Source organism: Henriciella sp., assembly GCF_029937755.1.
Lineage (GTDB): Bacteria > Pseudomonadota > Alphaproteobacteria > Caulobacterales > Hyphomonadaceae > Henriciella.
Genome location: NZ_JAPYPG010000003.1, coordinates 228,493 through 249,246, shown reverse-complemented (window position 1 = coordinate 249,246; position 20,754 = coordinate 228,493). Strand labels below are relative to the sequence as shown.

17 protein-coding genes and 1 tRNA gene are annotated in these 20,754 nt (G+C 62.6%); 14 read left to right on the top strand and 4 right to left on the bottom strand.

The window, feature by feature from the left end; genetic code table 11:
- The first annotated feature begins 8 nt into the window (after window positions 1–8).
- Window positions 9–896, top strand: coding sequence for a hypothetical protein (locus Q1K29_RS08795; RefSeq protein WP_300393476.1), 888 nt, complete (start codon window positions 9–11; stop codon window positions 894–896).
- Window positions 897–935: 39 nt separating this feature from the next.
- On the top strand, window positions 936–1,919 hold the full coding sequence (locus Q1K29_RS08790; RefSeq protein WP_300393473.1) for a hypothetical protein: 984 nt from the start codon (window positions 936–938) through the stop codon (window positions 1,917–1,919).
- A 3-nt stretch (window positions 1,920–1,922) separates the two neighbouring features.
- Here Q1K29_RS08790 and uvrA read toward each other — a convergent pair whose 3' ends face one another.
- Window positions 1,923–4,850 carry an excinuclease ABC subunit UvrA gene (gene uvrA / locus Q1K29_RS08785; protein ID WP_300393470.1) on the bottom strand — a complete coding sequence of 976 codons (2,928 nt, stop codon included), beginning with the start codon at window positions 4,848–4,850 and terminating at the stop codon, window positions 1,923–1,925.
- A 213-nt stretch (window positions 4,851–5,063) separates the two neighbouring features.
- On the opposite strand from uvrA, the gene ssb reads away from it, so the two are divergent.
- The 4 genes from ssb (at window position 5,064) to Q1K29_RS08765 (ending at window position 8,424) form a co-directional block, all read left to right on the top strand.
- Window positions 5,064–5,549 (top strand): single-stranded DNA-binding protein, encoded by a 486-nt coding sequence (gene ssb / locus Q1K29_RS08780; protein WP_300393467.1) that lies wholly within the window; start codon window positions 5,064–5,066, stop codon window positions 5,547–5,549.
- Window position 5,550: 1 nt separating this feature from the next.
- Window positions 5,551–6,996: an amidohydrolase family protein gene (locus tag Q1K29_RS08775; protein ID WP_300393463.1), complete on the top strand. Its 1,446-nt coding sequence runs from the start codon at window positions 5,551–5,553 to the stop codon at window positions 6,994–6,996.
- Window positions 6,997–7,092: 96 nt separating this feature from the next.
- Window positions 7,093–7,626, top strand: coding sequence for a hypothetical protein (locus tag Q1K29_RS08770; RefSeq protein WP_300393460.1), 534 nt, complete (start codon window positions 7,093–7,095; stop codon window positions 7,624–7,626).
- 60 nt (window positions 7,627–7,686) lie between these two features.
- On the top strand, window positions 7,687–8,424 hold the full coding sequence (locus Q1K29_RS08765; RefSeq protein WP_300393456.1) for a hypothetical protein: 738 nt from the start codon (window positions 7,687–7,689) through the stop codon (window positions 8,422–8,424).
- Between the two features lie 89 nt (window positions 8,425–8,513).
- On the opposite strand, the gene Q1K29_RS08760 is transcribed toward Q1K29_RS08765, so the two are convergent.
- Both Q1K29_RS08760 and Q1K29_RS08755 read right to left on the bottom strand, forming a co-directional pair.
- A complete protein-coding gene (locus Q1K29_RS08760; RefSeq protein WP_300393452.1) occupies window positions 8,514–9,140 on the bottom strand; it encodes a YitT family protein in 627 nt (208 codons plus the stop codon).
- Between the two features lie 33 nt (window positions 9,141–9,173).
- Entirely contained in the window at window positions 9,174–10,199 is a 1,026-nt protein-coding gene (locus Q1K29_RS08755; protein WP_300393449.1) for a kelch repeat-containing protein, read from the bottom strand.
- Window positions 10,200–10,374: 175 nt separating this feature from the next.
- On the opposite strand from Q1K29_RS08755, the gene Q1K29_RS08750 reads away from it, so the two are divergent.
- The 6 genes from Q1K29_RS08750 to tgt all read left to right on the top strand — a co-directional run bounded on the left by Q1K29_RS08750 (window position 10,375) and on the right by tgt (window position 18,400).
- The gene (locus Q1K29_RS08750; protein WP_300393446.1) at window positions 10,375–11,610 is read left to right on the top strand and encodes an acyl-CoA dehydrogenase family protein; all 1,236 of its coding nucleotides are present in this window, start codon (window positions 10,375–10,377) and stop codon (window positions 11,608–11,610) included.
- 261 nt (window positions 11,611–11,871) lie between these two features.
- Window positions 11,872–14,646 (top strand): DNA gyrase subunit A, encoded by a 2,775-nt coding sequence (gene gyrA, locus Q1K29_RS08745; protein WP_300393443.1) that lies wholly within the window; start codon window positions 11,872–11,874, stop codon window positions 14,644–14,646.
- 49 nt (window positions 14,647–14,695) lie between these two features.
- Entirely contained in the window at window positions 14,696–15,190 is a 495-nt protein-coding gene (coaD, locus tag Q1K29_RS08740) for a pantetheine-phosphate adenylyltransferase (protein WP_300393440.1), read from the top strand.
- A gap of 2 nt (window positions 15,191–15,192) precedes the next feature.
- Window positions 15,193–16,098: a peptidylprolyl isomerase gene (locus tag Q1K29_RS08735; protein WP_300394059.1), complete on the top strand. Its 906-nt coding sequence runs from the start codon at window positions 15,193–15,195 to the stop codon at window positions 16,096–16,098.
- An 11-nt stretch (window positions 16,099–16,109) separates the two neighbouring features.
- On the top strand, window positions 16,110–17,162 hold the full coding sequence (gene queA, locus Q1K29_RS08730; protein ID WP_300393437.1) for a tRNA preQ1(34) S-adenosylmethionine ribosyltransferase-isomerase QueA: 1,053 nt from the start codon (window positions 16,110–16,112) through the stop codon (window positions 17,160–17,162).
- Window positions 17,163–17,254: 92 nt separating this feature from the next.
- Complete coding sequence (gene tgt, locus Q1K29_RS08725) at window positions 17,255–18,400, top strand: tRNA guanosine(34) transglycosylase Tgt (protein WP_300393434.1); 1,146 nt, start codon at window positions 17,255–17,257, stop codon at window positions 18,398–18,400.
- Here the strand turns inward: tgt and Q1K29_RS08720 are convergent.
- Window positions 18,345–19,196 (bottom strand): hypothetical protein, encoded by an 852-nt coding sequence (locus Q1K29_RS08720; RefSeq protein ID WP_300393431.1) that lies wholly within the window; start codon window positions 19,194–19,196, stop codon window positions 18,345–18,347. The genes tgt and Q1K29_RS08720 overlap by 56 nt on opposite strands.
- A gap of 113 nt (window positions 19,197–19,309) precedes the next feature.
- Between Q1K29_RS08720 and Q1K29_RS08715 the strand changes: the two genes are divergently transcribed.
- Window positions 19,310–19,385: transfer RNA gene (locus Q1K29_RS08715), tRNA-Lys, on the top strand.
- Window positions 19,386–19,602: 217 nt separating this feature from the next.
- Entirely contained in the window at window positions 19,603–20,676 is a 1,074-nt protein-coding gene (locus Q1K29_RS08710; RefSeq protein ID WP_300393428.1) for an acyltransferase, read from the top strand.
- The last annotated feature ends 78 nt before the right edge of the window (window positions 20,677–20,754 follow it).

Below are 20,754 nucleotides of genomic sequence, written 5' to 3'. Positions count from 1 at the left end.
GGCTGGCCATGACGACATCACCGCTCGCACACGGCGCTATCATGCGGGAAGCGTTCACGCATGCGCGCCGCATCGCCTTGCCGACTTTCCCGGCGCTGCTGCTGTTCGCTGTCGCCATGGGCATGCATGCCTATTTCCTCACCCTGGCCAGCGAGGGCGCGAACCTCTTCCTGCTCTGGTTCGGGACCGGCCTTGTCACTGTCTTTGTGGGCTGTTTCTGGTCGGCTGACATGTACCGCCACCTGCTGCCGGATGCCGGCAGGGGCAGCATATTTCCCGATGCGGCGCGGCTGTTTCTCGCCAATCTGGCGGTCTATGCGCTCTATTTCATCCTGCTCTTCCTGCTGACGCTGTTCTTCTCGCTGTTTGCCGGCGTGCTGATCGGGACGGCCGGTTATGATCCGTCCACGGTGGGTGACTCGGCGGAAAGCGTGCAGCAGTCGATCGAGGCGCTGGCGGATTCGGGCGGGGCGACGGTGCTCTACATCCTGCTCTTCATCGCCTCGCTCGGGCTCTTGTGGCTGGGAATGCGGCTCTTCCTCTTCGGGGTGGCGACGGTCGCCGAAGGGCGGCTTGCCATCTTCCGGACATGGTCGTGGACGCGTGGATACGTCCTGCGCATCGGCTTGCTGTGGCTCGTCCTGCAGGCCCTGCCATGGCTGGTCCTGAGCGCGCTGACCATTGCCATACAGCATCTCGCCGGCATGGAGACACTGCTCACCTGGTTCGGCCCGGTCCCGTCCGGCCCTGAGCCGTCCATGCTCAAGGTGTGTATCGTCGACGGGTTCTGCGCGCTGCTGATGGCCCCCTGGATCTGGATCGGCCATGGGCTTGCGGTCGCGCTTTACCTGCGCCTTAGCGCAAATGCAGTTGACGCGGAGACGACATTCGGGTGATATATCGATAAACGATAATCACGGGAGATCGCGCACAGGATGGCAACTCGCTTCAGTTTCGATAATGCCTTCCTGCATTTCGCGAAAACCGACGGCCCGCGCGGCTTTCTCTGGAAATACCTGCTGGCCTATCTCTTTGGCGCGCTCTGCCTGATGGCGATCAGCTATCTGCTGTTCCGGCCGCTGATCAATATGGCGATGAGCGCCATCTTCGAGATCATTTCCGCTGGCATGAGCGAGCCTGAAGCCGACCAGATGATCGAGGCACTTGTCGCGCGCCGCGCGACCGAGATTGCCGGCTGGATCGTGATGGGCAACATCTCGATGCTGGTGCTCGGCGTCCTGTTCTGGGCGGTGTTCGAGGCCGCCGTGCAGCGGCGCCTGGTGCGTGATGAGGGCTTCAGCCTGCAGATTGGCGCCGACGAATTCCGGCTGATGCTGATTGGCCTGATCTGGTTCGGCCTTGCCGTGACGGGACAGATCGTCAGCATCATCTTCATCCTGGTGAGCACAGCTTCGCTGGTTTACGCGCTCGACAATCCGGCGGGCGGGGCGATCGCGGTGCTGGGATGTCTCGCGCTGGTGAGCGGCATCTGGATATGGATCGGCGTCCGCCTGGCCCCGGCCTCGGCGATGACGATCCGGGATGGCAAGATCGCCTTCTTCGATGCCTGGCATGCGACGAACGGGCGGTTCTGGCCGCTGTTCGGCGCCTATGTCGTGCTCGCCATTTTTATCGCCGTGCTGTCATACTTCACATTTTACGTGGTCGGGACGAGCGTGGCCGCGGCCGTGATGGAGAATATCGCGCGCTTCGAACGCGCCGTGGAGGCGCAGAACCCGTTCGCGCTGCTGTCAGCCATCCTGCACTTCGACATCCTCGCGCCGCTGATCGGCGGGGGCGTGTTCTGGATCCTGATGCAGGGCTTCTTCTTCTATGTCTGGGCCGGGCCGGCTGCGCTGGCCGCCAAGACCGACCCGCGCGGCGGCGGCGTCGCGCAGGCACCGGATGTGTTTGCGTGATACCTACTCGGCGGCCTGTTTCTGCTTGGCTTTCTTGCGGGTGACCTTGTTGCGCTGGGCGCGCCTCTCATCCTGGCGGCGGAAGGTTTCGGCGAGGAATTTTCCTGTCCAGCTTGAGTCACTTGCAGCGACTTCTTCAGGTGTCCCTGTAATGACGACCTTGCCGCCGCCATCGCCGCCCTCGGGGCCGATATCGATGATGTGGTCGGCGGTCTTGATGACGTCGAGATTGTGCTCGATCACGATCACCGTATTGCCCGCATCGACGAGTTCATGGAGCACTTCCAGGAGCTTGCGGACATCCTCGAAATGCAGCCCCGTGGTCGGTTCGTCAAGGATGTAGAGCGTGCGGCCGGTAGCGCGCTTGGAGAGTTCCTTGGCGAGCTTCACGCGCTGCGCCTCACCACCGGACAGGGTCGTCGCCTGCTGGCCGACCTTGATGTAGGAAAGCCCGACGCGGTTCAGCGTTTCCATCTTCGACTGGATCGACGGCACGGCGGAGAAGAACTTCTCGGCTTCCTCCACAGTCATGTCGAGCACGTCGGCGATGGATTTGCCCTTGTAGAGCACTTCCAGCGTCTCGCGATTGTAGCGCTTGCCGTCACAGGTCTCGCAGGTGACGTAGACATCCGGCAGGAAGTGCATCTCGATCTTGATGACGCCGTCGCCCTGGCAGGCCTCGCAGCGCCCGCCCTTCACATTGAAGGAGAAACGTCCCGGCTTGTAGCCGCGCGCCTTGGATTCCGGCAGGCCGGCGAACCAGTCACGGATCGGGCCGAAGGCGCCGGTATAGGTGGCCGGGTTGGAGCGCGGCGTGCGTCCGATGGGCGACTGGTCGATATCGATGACCTTGTCGAGATGATTAAGCCCCTCGATGCTCTGATAGGGGGCAGGGGCCGCCGAGGCGCCATTCAGCTTGCGCGCCAGCGCCTTGTAGAGCGTCTCGATGATGAGGGTCGACTTGCCGCCGCCGGAGACACCGGTGATCGCAGTGAACGTGCCGAGTGGCACCGACGCATCGACATTCTTGAGATTGTTGCCGGTCGCGCCCTTGATGGTGAGCGAGCGCGACTTCTTCGACAGGCGCCGCTTTGGCGGGATGGCGATCTCTTCCTTGCCCGACAGGTAGGCGCCGGTGAGGCTGTTCTCGTCGGCGATGATGTCTTCCGGCTTGCCCTCGGAGACGACGTGGCCGCCATGCACACCGGCGCGCGGGCCCATATCGATGACATGGTCGGCAGTGAGGATGGCGTCCTCATCATGCTCCACGACGAGCACGGAGTTGCCAAGGTCGCGCAGGCGTTTCAGCGTTTCCAGCAGGCGCTCATTGTCGCGCTGGTGCAGGCCGATGCTTGGCTCGTCGAGCACGTAAAGCACGCCCTGCAGACCGGAGCCGATCTGGCTGGCAAGCCGGATGCGCTGGCTTTCCCCGCCCGACAGGGTGCCCGAGGCACGGGACAGCGAGAGGTATTCGAGGCCGACCGCGTTCAGGAAGATCAGCCGGTCATTGATCTCCTTCAGGATACGCGTCGCGATTTCCTTTTGCTGGTCGGTCAGCGAGTCCACCACCGTGGCGAACCACTCGCCGGCATGCTTGATCGAGAATTCGGACGCATCCGCAATGTCATGATCGGCGATCCGGACCGCCAGCGCTTCCGGCTTCAGGCGTTTGCCATTACAGGCCGGGCAGTCGGCCGCCGACATGTACTTGGTGATCTCGTCGCGCACCCACTGGCTGTCAGTCTCGCGATAGCGGCGGTTGAGGTTGGGGATGACGCCCTCGAACGTCTTCTTCACCTCATAGCGGCGCAGGCCGTCATCATAGACGAACTGGACTTCCTCATCGCCGGTGCCGTGGAGGATGATGTCGCGGACGTTTTGAGGCAACTTGTTCCACGGCTTGTCGAGATCGAAATCGTAATGGTCGCCGAGTGCCTGAAGGGTCTGTGTCTGATAGGGCGAGGCGCCGCGGGCCCAGGGGGCGATGGCGCCTTTCGACAGGGCGAGATCCTTGTCCGGGACGATCAGTTCCGGATCGACCTTGGATTGCTGGCCGAGACCGTCACAGGTCGGACACGCCCCGAATGGGTTGTTGAACGAGAAGAGACGCGGTTCGATTTCCGGAATGGTGAAGCCGGAGACGGGGCAGGCGAAATTGGCGGAATAGGTGATCCGCTTCGGCTCTGTCTCGCCCTCGGCCAGGTCGGCATATTCCAGCACGGCGATCCCGTCGGCAAGGCCGAGCGCGGTCTCGAAACTTTCCGCCAGGCGCTGCTCCATGCCTTCGCGGATGACGATGCGATCGACGACGACATCGATGTCATGCTTGAATTTCTTGTCGAGCGTGGGCGGGGTTTCCAAGTCATGAAACTCGCCATCAACCTTCACGCGCTGGAAGCCATTCTTCAGCAGTTCAGCGAATTCCTTGCGATACTCGCCCTTGCGGCCGCGGATCATCGGCGCGAGCAGATAGAGTCGCGTCTTTTCAGGCAAGTCCATCGTCCGGTCCACCATTTCCGACACGGTCTGGGACTGGATAGGAAGGCCCGTGGCCGGCGAATAGGGGATGCCCACGCGCGCCCATAACAGGCGCATATAGTCATAGATCTCGGTGACCGTGCCCACGGTCGAGCGCGGGTTCTTGGAGGTCGTCTTCTGCTCGATGGAGATGGCCGGCGAGAGGCCCTCAATGCTCTCCACATCCGGCTTCTGCATAAGCTCCAGGAACTGGCGCGCATAGGCCGACAGGCTCTCGACATAGCGGCGCTGGCCCTCGGCATAGATCGTGTCGAAGGCAAGCGAGGACTTGCCCGAGCCCGACAGCCCGGTCAGCACGACCAGCTGGTCTCGAGGGATATCGACATCGATATTCTTCAGATTGTGTTCTTTCGCACCGCGGACGCGGATCATGCGAAGGTCGGGAGCAGTCATAGGCAGGAGCCTCTGGGAAGAGCGTCTTTTGGTTCAATCTACATGTGTGCCCGGAGTCCAGCTTGACGACAAGAACAAAAAATGAACATCATGTGGCTGACTGATGTGTGGGCGTCGACTTGTGGAAATATGGGGTGCGAGGGCGACACGCGCCAAGTCACGTATTACATCGATTGCTGAAAAGATTCGAACACGAAATGAACGGAGCCCGACATGGCAGGCAGCGTGAACAAGGTCATCCTCATTGGTAATCTGGGCGCGGACCCGGAAGTGAGGCAGTTCCAGAATGGCGGGCAGGTCTGCAATCTGCGCATCGCGACCTCGGAAAACTGGAAAGACAAGAATACCGGCGAGCGCCGCGAGAAGACCGAATGGCATTCGGTGGCCATTTTCTCCGACGGGCTTGTGCGCATCGCGCAGCAATACCTCAAGAAGGGCTCCAAGGTTTATATCGAAGGCAAGCTCCAGACCCGCAAGTGGCAGGACCAGAATGGCCAGGACCGCTATTCCACCGAGGTCGTCCTGCAAGGCTTTGACGGCACGCTGACCATGCTCGACAGCCCGGGCGGCGGTCAGGGCGGTGGCGGTGGCCGCACGGGCGGCGGCAATTATGGTGGCGGCGGCTCCGGCGGTCCGCGCGAGCTGGACGGCCCGCCGCAGGACTTCAACCAGGATTTCGACGACGAGATCCCGTTCTAGGATGAGGCGAGCCGGCGGCCGGGGGACGAGCGCGCTTCTGACGCTCATGCTTGCAGCCTGCACCGGCCAGCCCGCGCCGGGCCCGGTCGAGACCGGCGACCTGCTGATACAGAATGCACGCCTCGTCGATCTGTCGGGCGAAACTGCGTCCATCCGTGAGAGGGCATCGCTGCTTGTGCGCGCGGGCGATATTGTGGCGATCGGCGAGTCCACGGCCCGTTTCGATGCGCCCGAGGTGCTTGATGCCGAGGGACGAACCGTCACGCCGGGCCTCGCTGACATGCATGTCCATGTCTGGGACGAGGCCGAGCTTGGTGCCTATCTCTCCTATGGCGTGACGACCATCCGCAATCTGTCGGGCATGCCGTTTCATCTGTCGCTGCAGCGCGAGGTCGAGACGGGCGAACGGCCTGGGCCGCGCCTGCTGACATCGGGACCGATCCTGAACAGTGCCGGGCCGAATGCGCAGGTCAATCACAAGATCGTCGAGGAGGCGGAGGCCGCGCGGGCCGCCATCGACTGGCAGGCCGAGGCGGGTTTCACCCGGATCAAGGTCTATTCGAACCTGCGGCGTGAAGCCTATGAGGCCATTCTTGCCGCCGCCGCCGAGCATGGGATGCGCGTGACCGGCCATACGCCGGAAGGGCTTCGGCGGTCGGGCGTGCCGCTGACGCAGCCTTTCGCCATCGCCTTCGAGGACGTGCTCGATGACGGATTCGAAACCATCGAACATGTGGAATCCATCGTCTGGCACGGCCTGCGCGACCGCCATGACGAGGATGCGGCCCGCGAGCTTGGCCGCAGGATTGCAGCCGTTGGCGTGCCGGTGACGCCGACGCGGGTGGCTCACCACAACCTGCTGCGCATGGCCGAAAGCGACGGTGCACGTGCCCAGCGCGAGGAAATGGCTCTGCTCAACCCGTTCGTACAGGGCATGGAACAGGGCGTTATCGCGTTCTGGGCAAGCCAGCCCTCCGCACCGCTTGCTGCCAATGATGCGTTCCAGGCGCGCGTGACGAAGATCTTCCAGGAGGAAGGCGTGGTCCTGGTTGCCGGCAGCGACGCCGGTATCTTCATCAATGTGCCGGGCCTGTCCCTGATCGACGAGCTGACCTTGCTGGTCGAGGCGGGCCTCACGCCCTATGAGGCGCTTCAGGCGGCGACGTGGAATGCGGCGCTGGCTGTGGGAGAGGTCGATGAGCATGGCTGTATGGCGGAAGGCTGTGCGGCCGATCTCGTCATCTATGCCTGTGATCCCCTCATCGACATTTCTTGCGCGGGTGATCTGACGGGCGTGGTCCGGGCCGGTCAGTGGCTGCCAGAGGAAAGGTTGCTGGCGCTTCGGGCTGCAGCCGTTGATGAGCAGGATATCGCCCGGACGCAGGCCAATCTGTTTGCCGGGCTCGAGGCCCAGGGCACACCGCTGCCGGGCCTGCCGGACGACTGACTGGCAGAACGGCCCATGGCATAGGGCTGGCCTGCGGAACAGGAGAGCTCGCAGACGTGTTTCTGCAGTGTGCCCGCCACGTGAAGGAGTGCCTGCATGAAACGCCTTGCCCTCTTGCCGCTCCTGGCGCTTGCGGCCGCCTGTAACCCGGCGGGACCCGACGAGACCGTGCCGGCAGCGCAGGGGACCGATACACAGGACGCCATTCCCTCAAAGCCTGTCGCGTTACCGGAAACTGGCGCAGACGAGCGCGTCTCGCGTCCGGCCGAGCCGCAGGAGGTGCTGCGCGACTGGGCCGATGCGCTCGAGTCCCGGGACTGGGTCGCCGCCCGCGCCGTCTGGGGGGAAGAGGGCGAACAGAGCGGACTCTCGCCCAAGGAATTCGCGACCGCCTGGTCCAAGTACAAGACCATCGAGATCGAGATTGGCGAGGCCGAGATCGAAGGGGCTGCCGGCTCGCTCTATTACGAGCCGACCGTTACCATGTCTGGCGTTTTGCAGACGGATGAGCCCTATCTCATGGAAGGTCCGGTCACGCTGCGCCGGAGCAATGATGTGCCCGGCGCGAGCCCGCAACAATTGCGCTGGCATATCCAGTCCACGGACCTGCGCCCGCGCCGCGTAGACTAGAGGCGCTTGCCCGCAGCTTGTGGCCCGTTAGGGTCGGCCTCATGGCGAAAGGGGGTGCGCATGGACCAGGCCGGGCATCAATCAACTGCAGGAATCGGGACGATCGCGTCGAGGCTCGCCTCGCTGGCAGCGCCCTCTGATGGGCTTGTCGTCGGGCTGACGGGCTCGGTCGCCTCCGGCAAGACGACACTCGCAGCATCACTTGCGACGACGCTTTCGGCCCGCATGAAGGTCGAGACGGTTTCGACGGATGGGTTTCTTTATCCGAACGCCATTCTCGAAGACCGCGACCTGTTGATGCGCAAGGGCTTTCCGGAAACCTATGACCGCGCCGGCATGACCGCGGCCCTGTCCGGACTGCGCGAGGGGGCGGCGGAGTTTCCGGGCTATAATCATGTCATCTACGATATCGATCCGGCGCTCACCCGGCGCGTCGAGCAGCCGGACGTGCTGATCCTCGAGGGGCTTGGCTTCGCTCGACCGTCCGGCCCTGACCGCGAAGAGGGCGAGCCGGATGTGCTCATCTTCCTTGATGCGGAACTGTCTGACCTCGAGGCCTGGTTTCTCGACCGCTTCATGCGCTTCTGGCATGCCGCCGCCGATGACCCGACATCCTTCTATGCCCGCTTCCGCCATATGAGCGTGCCGGAAGCGGAGAATTTCGCCATGCAGGTCTGGCGCGATATCAATTTCCCCAACCTCACCGACCACATCCTGCCGATGCGCGAGCATGCCGATATCGTCCTGAAGAAGGATGCCCGCCATTCAGTGCGGATCGTGGAAGACCGGTTGGGGTGAGGTGATAGGGTTTTCTTATTTCGCCATACCCAAACACCGTCCTCCCAGCGCAAGCTGGGACGGCGGATGGCTGGGTGAGGTAGGAGTGCCTAGCTCATGCCGCGATAGCGGCCGGGCTTGTGGTTGATGGCGACAGTCAGGTTCAGCACGAAGGCCCCGACGATTGACAGGGCGACGAGCTTCAGCGGCAGCATGAAGAGCGCGACGACCAGAATGGCGAGGTCGACGATCAGCTGGAAGATCCCGGCGCGGACCACGCCCTTGTCCTGCAGAAATTGCGACAAGATGGTCACCCCGCCAATGCCCGCGCGGTGGCGCAGCAGCACGACCAGACCAACGCCCATCATCGCCGCGCCCATGACGGCGGCGAAGGCCGGGTTCAGCATCGAGAAGTCGGCCCAGAGCGGGATCAGCCGTGTCAGGCCGGAAATGAGCGCGATGGAGATGAGCGTCCGGATTGAGAAGCCCCAGCCCATCCGCATGATGGACAGGGCGAAGAAGGGCAGGTTCAGGACGAAGAAGACCGGGCCGAAGGTCAGGCTGGTGCTGAACTCGATGAGCAGGCTGGTACCCGCCACGCCGCCGGTGATCAGCATCGCCTCGCTGTAGAGGGTCACGCCGAAAGAGAGAAGCAGCGTACCGAGCAGGAGGGCCTGAAGGTCCTCATACCATTTGTGCTGCTGCAGCGGGATCTGGTTTTCTGCGGTGTCTGCCATGAGGCGGGCTATTCGCGCGGCCCCGTCACAAGGTCAAGGCCGATAGATCTCGACGGCTGCGCTTGTCTGGTTGCCGCCGCGTTTGCGGGCTCCACCGATCAGGTAGATATCCTTGCCGACCGTGACGCCGCCGAGGCCATGGCGAGGCTTAGGCATGTCGGGCAGCGCGCGCCAGCGGTCGCGGATGGAATCGTATTCCCAGGCTTCGGGGAAGACGCCGCCGCCATTCTCGAAATACTCCCCGCCAAAGACGTAGAGCTTGTGGCCGACAACACCTGCGGCGAGCCCGGCCTGTGCGATCGGCATAGGGGCAAGACGCTCCCACCGGTCCGACCATGGGTCGTAGCATTCGTGTACGGCGGTGTTGCCATCGGCGACGGTGCGGCCGCCCACGACATGCAGGCGCTCGTCCACGACAATGCCAGCGGCACTGTTGCGAGGCGTTGGCATCGGCGCGCCATCGCGCCAGCGTTCGCCATCGAAGACCCAGTGCGCGCCTGTATCTGTGTGATCGGTCCAGTCGAGATTGCGGTCGCCCGCGGGCTGGCGCCCCCCCACGACGTGCAGCCGGTTGCGGATGACACCAGCTACGCTCTCGGCGTTTGGCGCAGGCAGGTCCGGGCCCCACGCCCAGCTGTCATCGTTTTCGTTGTAGAGCCACATGTCGCCCTGCATCTGCCAAGCGCCATTCTCGCGCGCTTCGAACCCGCCAATCGACAACAGGCGGCCCATAAAGCTGACCAGCTGTGGATGGTGGCGCGCGACCGGCAGCTCGGCGCGGATATCCCAGAGGCCGCTCGCAGGATCCAGCGCATGATGGGCGGTGGTAGGGCCGGTGATCGCGCCATTTTCCGAGATGAAACCGCCAGCGACATGGATGCGCCCATCATGCAGGCAGGGGTAGATTTCCTGGACGGGGAAGGGGAGGTCAGGCCCGGCTCGCCAGCCCGACCGGGTCGCAGGCGCCTCCGCAAGGGCGCCGGGGGATGTTGTGCCGGCCGCAAGCCCGGACAGGGTTATCAGGAAAGCCGAGCGCCTCGTGAAGCGGGGTGTCTGCATGATGATTCTCCGGACCAGTCTGATGACAGGTTAGCGGCGTCCCGGCCCGCATCAATGGCGCAGTGCGGCGGCGTCTGCTCAAGCCGCCATGACCTTGCGACAAGCCGCTGGGGAATGGCTGTGCAACGACCGGTATGGCGATTAGCGTGGTCCCAAAACAAGAGGGAGAAATGCCATGTCGATCGATTTCACGATTCCGGATGATGCCAAGCAAATTCGCGAGCGCGTGCGCCAGTGGGTGCAGGACGAATGCATCCCGGCAGAGAAACGCCTTACCGATGGCGAGGACTACAAGACTGTTCTCAACGAGCTGCGCGCGAAAGCCCGCAAGCAAGGGTTGTGGTTGCCCTTCATCCCGCAGGAGCATGGCGGTATGGGCCTCGGGCCGCTCGCCAATGCGCTGGTCCAGATGGAGCTCGGCCAGAGCCATCTCGGCGCGCTGTCGATGAATTCTCAGGGGCCGGATGATGCGACCATGCTGACGCTGCTCGCGCACGGCACCGACCATCAGAAGGAAAAGTTCCTCAAGCCGATCCTGAACGGCGAGAAACGGGTCTGCTATTCCATGACCGAGAAAGCCGCCGGCGCCGATGCGACGGGCATGCAGACCCGCGCGGAGAAGAACGGCAACAGCCATTATGTGCTGAATGGCGAGAAGTGGTTCTCCTCCGCAGCGTCGGTCGCCGACATCGCCGTCGTCATGGCCAAGACCAATCCGGACGCGCCGCGCCATGAGCAGTTCTCGACCTTTATCGTCGAGCTGCCGAATGAGGGCTACAACATCAAGCGCGACATCCCGACCATGGCCGTCCATGGCCCGCTCTACGAGATCATGGGCGGGGGCCATGCCGAGGTCGAGATCAAGGACCTCCGCGTCCCGCAGGAAAACCTGCTTGGCGGTGAGGGCAAGGGCTTTGCCATGGGGCAGCACAGGCTCGCCTATGGGCGGCTGCGGCACGGCATGCACAATGTCGCTATGGCACAGCGCGCGCTCGACCTCGCGACCGAACGCGTCACCAGCCGCTCGACCTTCGGCAAGGAGCTGGAGGACAGGCAGGGCGTCCAGTTCATGCTGGCCGAGTGCGCGAGCGAACTCTACATCGCCCGCCTCATGCTGATGCATATCGCCTACAAGGCGGAAAATGGCCTGGACCTTCGCCAGGAAAACGGCATCGCCAAGGTCTTCCTCGCGAACATGGTCCACAAGGTGGTAGATACCGCGATCCAGCTCCACGGGGCGCTTGGCTATTCGCTCGATACGCCGTTGGCAGCCTGGTACACGCATATCCGCTCGCAGCGGCTGGTCGATGGGCCGGACGAGGTTCACAAGTGGATCACGGGCAAGAATGTCATCCGGGCGTTCAAGAAGGATGGCACCACGGCGGCTGCTGCCGGGGGGGATTTGCTTTAGGGCCAAGACCTGCCTCCCCACCGCAAGGTGGGGCCCATGGCGGCTGGGAAGTGCGGTCTCAACCGCCATGGGTCCCCGCTTTCGCGGGGAATGCGGTTGCCGGGTGAGACGGAGCCGCATCAGGCCGGCCAGAGCGCGCTGTGGAAAGGCTCGCTCCAACCGCCATGAAAGTTTGAATAGCTGGGGGGCGCCTGCTAGTCTTTTATCCAGATTCTGCGGGCGATTCGACGCCTGCACCGGTAAGCAAAAGGCAGGTTCCCTGTGAGCGACGAAAACACTCCGCCGGAAGAGCCCGAAAATCCGATTCCGCCGCATCAGGACGGCATTGACCCGGTCGATATCGAGGACGAGCTGAAGCGCTCCTATCTCGACTATGCGATGAGCGTCATTGTCAGCCGTGCGCTGCCCGATGTGCGCGATGGCCTGAAGCCGGTCCACCGCCGGATTCTCTACGCGATGCATGTCGGTGGCAACACGCCTGACAAGGCGTACAAGAAGTCCGCCAACATTGTTGGTGCCGTGATGGGTAACTTCCACCCGCATGGCGACAGCGCGATCTATGATGCCCTTGTGCGCATGGCGCAGCCTTTCTCCATGGGCCTCACCATGGTCGACGGGCAGGGCAATTTCGGCTCCATCGACAACGATCCGCCGGCGGCGATGCGTTACACCGAATCGCGCATGACCAAGGCGGCGCAGTACCTGCTCGCCGATATCGACAAGGATACGGTCAACTTCCAGGACACCTATGACGGCACCCAGCAGGAGCCGATGGTCCTGCCGGCGCAGTTCCCGAACCTGCTGGTGAATGGTGGCGGCGGTATCGCCGTCGGCATGGCGACCAACATCCCGCCGCACAATCTCGGCGAAGTGGTCGATGCCACGCTCGCCATGATCGACAATCCGGCGATTGATGATGAAGAACTGCTCGACATCGTGCCCGGTCCGGATTTTCCGACCGGCGGCCTGATCCTCGGCCATGCCGGTTCGCGCAAGGCGCTGATGGAGGGCCGTGGCTCGGTCCTGATGCGGTCGCGTACCGAGATCGAGGATGTGAAATCCGGGCGCCAGGCGATCATCGTGTCGGAAATTCCCTACCAGGTGAACAAGTCCGCCATGGTGCAGAAGATCGCCGAACTGGTCCGGGACAAGCGGATCGAGGGCATTGCCGACCTGCGCGACGAGTCCGACCGTCACGGCATCCGCGTGGTCATCGAGATCAAGAAGGATGCGAGTCCGGAAGTCGTGCTGAACCAGCTCTTCCGCTATTCGCAGCTGCAGACCTCTTTCCCGGTCAACATGCTGGCGCTGAATGGCGGGCGCCCGGAACAGCTAAACCTGCGCGCCGTCCTTCAGGCCTTCATCCAGTTCCGCGAGGAAGTGGTTGCCCGGCGCACCAAGTTCGAACTGAACAAGGCGCGTGACCGCGCCCACGTCTTGGTCGGCCTTGCGCTGGCTGTTGCCAATATTGACGAAGTGATCCGCATCATCCGCCATTCGCCGGACCCGAATACCGCGCGCGAGCAGCTGCTTGCCAAGGCGTGGCCGATCATGGATATGGGGCCGTTGCTCGACCTGATTGCCGACCGCCGGACACGGCGCGGCGAAGGCGATACGATCTACCTGTCGGATGAACAGGCCCGCGCCATTCTCGCGCTGCAGCTCTCCCGCCTCACCGGCCTCGGCCGTGACGAGATCGGCAATGAAGCCAAGGGCCTGTCGGAAAAGATCGCCGACTATCTCGACATCCTGCGCTCGCGTCCGCGCATCCAGGACATCATCCGGGCTGAGCTGAACGAAGTGAAAGAGAAATTCGCCGTGCCGCGGCGCTCGGAGTTCACCTTCGCTGACGCCGACATGGATGATGAGGACCTGATCGAGCGTGAAGACATGGTCGTCACGGTCACCCATGGTGGCTATGTGAAGCGCGTCCCGCTCTCGACCTACCGGATGCAGCACCGTGGCGGCAAAGGCCGGTCGGGCGTGTCGATGAAGGACGAGGATTTCGTGACCCGTCTCTTCACGGCCAATACGCATACGGAGATCCTGTTCTTCAGCTCCGAAGGCATGGTCTACAAGGAGAAGGTCTGGCGCCTGCCGGTCGGTTCGCCGCAATCACGCGGCAAGGCGCTGGTCAACATCTTCCCGCTGGCCAAGGATGAGCGCATCGAGAGCGTCATGCCGCTGCCGGACGATGAGGAGAGCCGCAACGAGCTCGACGTCATGTTCGCGACACGCTCCGGCACGGTGCGCCGCAACAAGCTGAGCGACTTCATCCGCGTGAACCGCAACGGCAAGATCGCGATGAAGCTCGACGAGGGCGATGGTATTGTATCGGTGCGCATCTGTTCGGAAGACAATGACATCATGCTGACGACCGCGCTCGGCAAGTGCATCCGCTTCAAGGTAGACGATGTGCGTGTCTTTGCCGGCCGTAATTCGACCGGCGTGCGCGGCATCCGCCTTGAAAAGGGCGATGAGGTCATCTCGATGGCCGTGCTGCACCATATCGAGTTCACTTCACCGGAGGCGCGGGCCTATCTGAAACATGCCGCCGCCATGCGCCGGGCGGCGAGCGGTGAGGAAGAAATCGACGAGAGCGATGCCGTTGCCGATGATGATGCGGATGACAACGGTGATGAAGAAGCCGCGCTGAGCCCGGAACGCATTGCGGAGATGGGCGCAGCCGAACAGTTCATTCTCTCCATCGCCGATGACGGCATGGGCAAGCGTTCGTCTTCCTTCGACTACCGGGTCACGGGACGCGGCGGCAAAGGCCTCGTCGCGCACAATATCTGGAGCGGCGACAAGAAGAAGGGCCCGGTCAAGAAGATCGCGCAATCCTTCACCGTCGATGACAATGACCAGGTCATGCTCGTCACAAATGGCGGCCAGCTGATCCGCACCGGGGTCGACCAGATCCGCATAGCGGGCCGGGCCACATCGGGTGTCTGGGTGCTGCGGACCAATGAGGGCGAGCGTGTTGTTTCTGTTGCACGCCTTGTAGAAGACAGCGAAGACGATACAGAAGAGTAGCGGGTCTTCAGGCCCGCATTCTTTCATCGACGGGGCAGGGAGGACCTCAATGGAACGCGTCGGACTTTACCCCGGAACTTTTGATCCGATCACGATGGGTCATCTCGACATTATCGGTCGGGCGCTGAAACTGGTCGACAAGCTGATCATTGGCGTTGCGGTCAACGAAGCGAAGAAGCCGCTCTTCTCGCTCGAGGAACGCGTCGCCATTGTCGAGCAGGACGCCGCCGACCTTTACAATCCGCGCAATGTGAAGATCGAGGTCCGGCCTTTCGACAACCTGCTCATGCACTTCGCTGAAGCGTGCGAAGTCAACGTCATCGTACGTGGCCTGCGTGCGGTCTCGGACTTCGAATACGAATTCCAGATGACAGCGATGAACGAGCAGCTGAATCGCGAGATTGAAACCGTCTTCCTGATGGCGGATGTTCAGCATCAGGCTGTCGCCTCTCGGCTGGTGAAAGAGATCGCGAAGTTCGGGGGCGATATTACCTCCTTTGTCACGCCACGTGTCAGGGAGAAGCTTCTGGAGAAGTACAAGTGAAGATGACACGTCTGGTTTCCATCTCTCTGGCCTGCAGTGCGATGGCCGTTGCTACGGCCTGCGCACAGGAAGGCGAAAGCGCCGCTCAGGAAAACGCACCCACCGCGCCGGAATGGACGATGGAAGACGTCGACGCCAGTCCCGATGAGTGGCGCAAGGTCGACCCGGAAAACATGCTCGTCTTCGAGACGACCAAGGGGCGCATCATCATCGAGATGCTGCCGGCCGTTGCGCCGGCCCATGTCGAACAGTTCCGCACCATTGCAAAGTCCGGCAAGTTTGACGGCACGAGCTTCCACCGTGTGATCGATGATTTCATGGCGCAGGGTGGCGACATCTATGCGCTCAACGGCGAAGGCTCCGGCCTGCCGAACCTGGAGGGCGAGTTCACCTTCCGCCGTGATCCGCAGGAGATGAAGATCAATCCGGCCGGGACTGAGGGCGACGCCACGGCGGGGCTTTACAAGGGCTTCCCGATCGCGACGCAGAGTGCCTATCTCGCCGAGATGACCAAGGATGCCAGTATCGACAGCTGGATCCCGCATTGCCCGGGCATCGTCTCCACGGCGCGGACCAATGATCCGAACTCGGCCAACAGCCAGTTCTTCCTGATGCGGTATCAGGCCGATCATCTCGACAAGCAGTACACCGCCTGGGGCCGCATCATCGACGGCTTCGAGGTTGTCCGCTCCATCAAGACCGGTCCCGAGCCGAGCGGTACGCCCATCGAGGATCCGGACATGCTGAAAGAGGCCTATATGGCCACGGAGCTCGCCGAGGATGAGCGCCCGGTGGCTTATGTCCAGCGCACAGACACGCAGGTCTGGTCCGACAAGCTTGCCGCGGCCGCGCAGCTGAAAAGCGATATCTGCGACGTCCCGCGGGTGCCGGCCGTCATCGAGGAATAGGCTTTTCCGCCTTGGACCTTTCGGCCTTTGCCTTCGACCTTCCCGAAGAGCTGATCGCGCTGCGGCCCGTGGAGCCGCAGGATGCCGCGCGCCTGCTGGTCGTGCATGGCGACGGACGGCTGGAAGATGCAGGCGTTCGTGATCTGCCGCGCTATCTCTCGGCGGGCGACACGCTGGTCTTCAACGATACGCGTGTCATCCCCGCGGCGCTGAAAGGTACTCGCCTCGCACGCGATTCTGCTGGATCGGACATCTCCATAGACGCGAATCTTGTCGAACGTGTTGGCCCGTCGACATGGCGCGCGCTGGCGCGTCCCGGCAAGCGGCTGAAGCCCGGTGACCGGGTGGTCTTCGGCGAGGGGTTCGAGGCGGAGATTACGGGCAAGGCCGAAAGCGGCGAGATCACGCTGGATTTCAATGTCGAAGGCGAGGCGCTGGACCTTGCGCTCGATGCGTTCGGGGCCATGCCGCTGCCGCCCTATATTGCGCGCCGCCGGGCTGCCGATGGCAAGGATCGCGAGACCTATCAGACAAGCTTTGCCGGGGATGAGGCGGAGTCGGTCGCCGCGCCGACGGCGGGTCTGCACTTCACACCGCGCCTGCGCGCCACCATCGTCGATGCCGGGATCGACAGCGAGACGGTGCGTCTGCATGTCGGCCTTGGCACCTTCGCGCCACTCAAGGAGAGCCAGCTTGAGAGCGGGCGCCTGCATGAGGAATGGCGCCGCGTCAGCCCGGAAGTGGCCGAGCGGCTGAACGGCGTAAGGTCGGCGGGCCATCGCGTCGTCCCGGTCGGCACAACGGCGCTCAGGACGCTGGAAAGTTCGGTCGAGGGCGGCAAACTCGTGCCGACAGTGGGGCCGACGGATATCTTCCTGAAACCCGGCGACAGGCTGCAGGTGACTGATGCGCTGGTCACCAATTTCCACCTGCCGGAAAGCTCGCTCTTCATGCTGGTCTGTGCGCTGATGGGGACCGAGGTGATGCAGGCCGCCTACGCGCATGCCATTAAGGAGAAATACCGTTTCTATTCCTATGGCGATGCGTGCCTGCTGTTACCTTAAGCCGTCAGCGCCGGGGTGATTGTCGGGGGGAGCGAAGGTTGGCCTGCCGCTTTCATCTTGTCAGCAGCCAGCTAATCAGCGAAAGCGCCCCCATGACCACCTTCCCCTTCGAGATCAAGGCCCGCGAGGGCGCGGCCCGGACCGGCGTTCTGAAGACGTCGCGCGGAGATATCCGTACGCCGGCCTTCATGCCGGTCGGCACGGCCGGCACCGTCAAGGCCATGTATATGGACCAGGTCGAGCAGGCCGGCGCCGATATCATCCTAGGCAATACCTACCATTTGATGCTGCGCCCGGGTGCGGAGCGCGTAAAGCGGCTTGGCGGGCTGCATGAATTCTCCGGCTGGTCCGGGCCGATGCTGACCGACAGTGGCGGCTTCCAGGTCTGGTCGCTCTCCCAATTGAGGAAGATGGACAAGGACGGCGTCACCTTCCGCAGCCATATCGACGGCTCCGAGCACCGGCTGACACCGGCGCGGAGCATCGAGATCCAGGCCGACCTTCTGGGCGCCGATATCTCGATGCAGCTCGATGAGTGCACCGATTTTCCCTGCAGTCATGAAGAGGCGCTGCGCAGTCTCGAGCTTTCCCTCGACTGGGGGCAGAAGAGCCTTGATGCGTTCGGGGCGCGCGACAGCCAGACCCTGTTCGGCATCATCCAGGGCTCGAACTTCGAGGACCTTCGCGAGCGCTCGGCCAAAGGCGTTGTCAGCCAGGGTTTTGGCGGCATCGCGCTGGGCGGTCTCGCTGTCGGTGAAGGCCATGACCAGATGTGCCGGACGATCGACATGACAATGCCGCACCTGCCCGATGACAAGCCGCGCTATGTCATGGGCGTCGGCAAGCCGATCGATCTTGTCGAGAGCGTCGCGCGCGGGATCGACATGTTCGACTGTGTCCTGCCGACCCGGGCCGGCCGCCACGGACAGGCCTGGACCTGGAAGGGGCCGATCAACCTGAAGAATGCAAAGTTCGCCGAGGATACCTCACCCATCGAGGAGGGCGTCGATTGCCCGGCGAGCCGCGACTATACCCGTGCCTATCTCCACCACCTGATCAAGTCGGGCGAGTATCTTGGCTCGATGATCCTCTCCTGGCACAACACGGCCTTCTTCCAGGCCCTGATGGCCGAGATCAGGCTGGCGATTTCAGAGAACCGGTTCGAGGCGCTGCGCGCTGAACTCAGTCGTAGGTGGGAAAAGACGAAGTCGGCACCGAAGCCGGACGAGAGTCCGTAGTCGCATTCTCGCCGGCCTCGTCATCCTCCGGCCATTCCTTCTCAGACCATTCTTCTTCTGCCCATGGATAGGGCTCTTCCTGGACATCTGCCGGGTTCTGGAGGGCGAAAGCATCATCGCTTCCTGTAGCGAATCGGTCGGATGCCGGATCAGCTTTGGGCTCGAACGGTTCGATGGGCGGGCCCACTTGCTCTGCATAGCGCGGGGGGACGGAGGCTTTGAATTCGATGGAAGGTCCAGCCGTTTCACTTGCGGCGACCTGCCGGGGCGCGGCAATCCCGTCGCATTCCTTCATCAGGCCGATGGCCTTCAGATAGGTTCGCCGGTGGCTGCCTTTCTGGATCGCCCGCTTCACCTTCTTCTGGTGAGACTTGGCGCCGCTCAGACGCCGCACCCAGCTGCGATACGGAATGAGGGCACTGGCTTCGTCCGCGATGATGTCGAGGACCTCCTCTGACGCCTCGTCGGCGGCATAGTCGGACACCGTCGGGTCCTTTTCGTCGCGCGGCAGGGCATCCCAGTCTGGGCCGAGGACGGCATTGAGTTCCTCGATCTGCACCGCGATTTCCTCGCAGGTGATGTCGGCGGCGATATCGTAGGGATTATCGATCTGCTGCAGGATGACCGGAATCTGCTCTCGCGTCAGATTGAGATCACGCAGCGGCGTCATGGCTGCACCGGCCGCACCGGCACGCGTTTCCTGCACGGCGCGATTGGTCGCCGCGCTGGTATGCTGGTTCGCGCAGGCCGTCAGGAGACCGGCGCAAGACAGGGTAATTGGAAGAGTCCATCTCATGATCCCGATTCCAGCCGATCATGACGGCGAAAACATGGCGTGAACTGACCTGCAATTCACGCATCCAGCTGCGTTGACCTCTCCCGCACACCCGGCTAGGTAAGCCGCTCGGCGCGCCCATAGCTCAGTTGGTAGAGCAACTGACTTTTAATCAGTAGGTCACAGGTTCGAATCCTGTTGGGCGTACCATCCTTTCTGTCGTCATGACGGGACGTTCAGCCGTTCACGTCCGTTCCGTTTTTGGGCTTCTGGGACTTCCGCGTTCGGAAGGTGTTCCAGCCAGACGAAGATTGTCTTTCTGCATACTGCGCTCGAAGCGATTCTGGGCTACTCGTCCTGGTGCTGACGCAGCTAGTCAGAGACTCCCCGTCCCGCTATGGTTGCGGCGAGAACAGGAGAGGGATTCATGGGTGACATCCGGCCGCTGACCAGTCTTCGGGGTATTGCAGCAGCCATGGTGGCCTGGGGGCATTTCCATCTCGAATTCCCTGCACCGCATCGCATTACGCTGTTCGTGGACCTCTTCTTCATCCTGTCCGGCTTCGTCATCATGCTGGCCTATAAGGACCGGATGAAGTCGCCGATCGACTATGTCCGCTTCCTCGGTCTCAGGCTCGGCCGGATCTACCCGGTGCATCTGGTGACGCTTGCCGCCGCCGTGCTGGCCATCGGTTATGTCAATGCGATGAGGGGGCGGGATCTCTTTTACTGGCGCGATACCCTGGACAGTCTGTGGCGAAACCTGACGCTGACGCAGGCCTGGCCGGGCGTGGAGAATTATAGCTGGAACATGCCGGCCTGGTCGATCTCCGTGGAGTGGGCGGCCTATCTGGCCTTTCCGCTGTTTCTCTTCCTGTCGCGGCGGCTGGGGGCGGCTTTCATCCTGCTTGTCATTGCCGGGTATGCCGGGTTCTGGCACCTTCGCGACGGGGCCTCGAGTTTCGGGACCGGGTGGCAGTGGGGGCTTCATCGCTGTCTTCTCGGCTTCGCGCTGGGCGTCTGGCTTTATTCGGTGCGGCCGCAGGCGGGGCGGGTGGCCGGTTTCCTCTATGGTGATGGGGTGGTATTCGCTTCAATGGTCGCGGTCGCTGCGGTCTGGCTAGTCCCCTTGCCGGACTGGTATGTGATCGCACCGATGGCGCTGCTCATCCTCAGCCTGTCCGGCAACAAGGGGGTTGCTGCCCGTGTGATGGGCCTGCCGGTTCTCCACGGCCTCGGCCTGATCAGCTATTCGCTCTATATGGTACATTATCCGGTCTACAAATTGTGGCAGCAGTATCATCGCATGGCCTTTCCCGACGGGATGAGCGACATGCAGATGCTGGCCATGGGCGGTCTCTGTGCCGTGCTTGTCCTGATCGCTTCAACGGTGTGCTGGTATCTGGTGGAGGAGCCGTGCCGCAAGGCAAGCAAGGTCATGCTGCGGCCGCGCGACAAGGCGGCCGGTAGTGTGGACCTTCCGGTGAAAAACGCGGCTTAAACTGTGACTGGCACATCTATAATGCATTGTGTTTATTGATATATATGCTTACTTTTAATGTGTAGGTCACAGGTTCGA

Bases quoted from the DNA above. Each gene is read 5' to 3' on its own strand.
- Q1K29_RS08720 (WP_300393431.1), bottom strand. From the start codon at position 19,196: ATGAGATGGACTCTTCCAATTACCCTGTCTTGCGCCGGTCTCCTGACG.
- Q1K29_RS08735 (WP_300394059.1), top strand. From the start codon at position 15,193: ATGACACGTCTGGTTTCCATCTCTCTGGCCTGCAGTGCGATGGCCGTT.
- uvrA (WP_300393470.1), bottom strand. From the start codon at position 4,850: ATGACTGCTCCCGACCTTCGCATGATCCGCGTCCGCGGTGCGAAAGAA.
- Q1K29_RS08755 (WP_300393449.1), bottom strand. From the start codon at position 10,199: ATGCAGACACCCCGCTTCACGAGGCGCTCGGCTTTCCTGATAACCCTG.
- Q1K29_RS08775 (WP_300393463.1), top strand. From the start codon at position 5,551: ATGAGGCGAGCCGGCGGCCGGGGGACGAGCGCGCTTCTGACGCTCATG.
- Q1K29_RS08765 (WP_300393456.1), top strand. From the start codon at position 7,687: ATGGACCAGGCCGGGCATCAATCAACTGCAGGAATCGGGACGATCGCG.
- Q1K29_RS08760 (WP_300393452.1), bottom strand. From the start codon at position 9,140: ATGGCAGACACCGCAGAAAACCAGATCCCGCTGCAGCAGCACAAATGG.
- tgt (WP_300393434.1), top strand. From the start codon at position 17,255: ATGACCACCTTCCCCTTCGAGATCAAGGCCCGCGAGGGCGCGGCCCGG.
- Q1K29_RS08770 (WP_300393460.1), top strand. From the start codon at position 7,093: ATGAAACGCCTTGCCCTCTTGCCGCTCCTGGCGCTTGCGGCCGCCTGT.
- Q1K29_RS08795 (WP_300393476.1), top strand. From the start codon at position 9: ATGACGACATCACCGCTCGCACACGGCGCTATCATGCGGGAAGCGTTC.
- Q1K29_RS08750 (WP_300393446.1), top strand. From the start codon at position 10,375: ATGTCGATCGATTTCACGATTCCGGATGATGCCAAGCAAATTCGCGAG.
- Q1K29_RS08710 (WP_300393428.1), top strand. From the start codon at position 19,603: ATGGGTGACATCCGGCCGCTGACCAGTCTTCGGGGTATTGCAGCAGCC.
- Q1K29_RS08790 (WP_300393473.1), top strand. From the start codon at position 936: ATGGCAACTCGCTTCAGTTTCGATAATGCCTTCCTGCATTTCGCGAAA.
- ssb (WP_300393467.1), top strand. From the start codon at position 5,064: ATGGCAGGCAGCGTGAACAAGGTCATCCTCATTGGTAATCTGGGCGCG.
- coaD (WP_300393440.1), top strand. From the start codon at position 14,696: ATGGAACGCGTCGGACTTTACCCCGGAACTTTTGATCCGATCACGATG.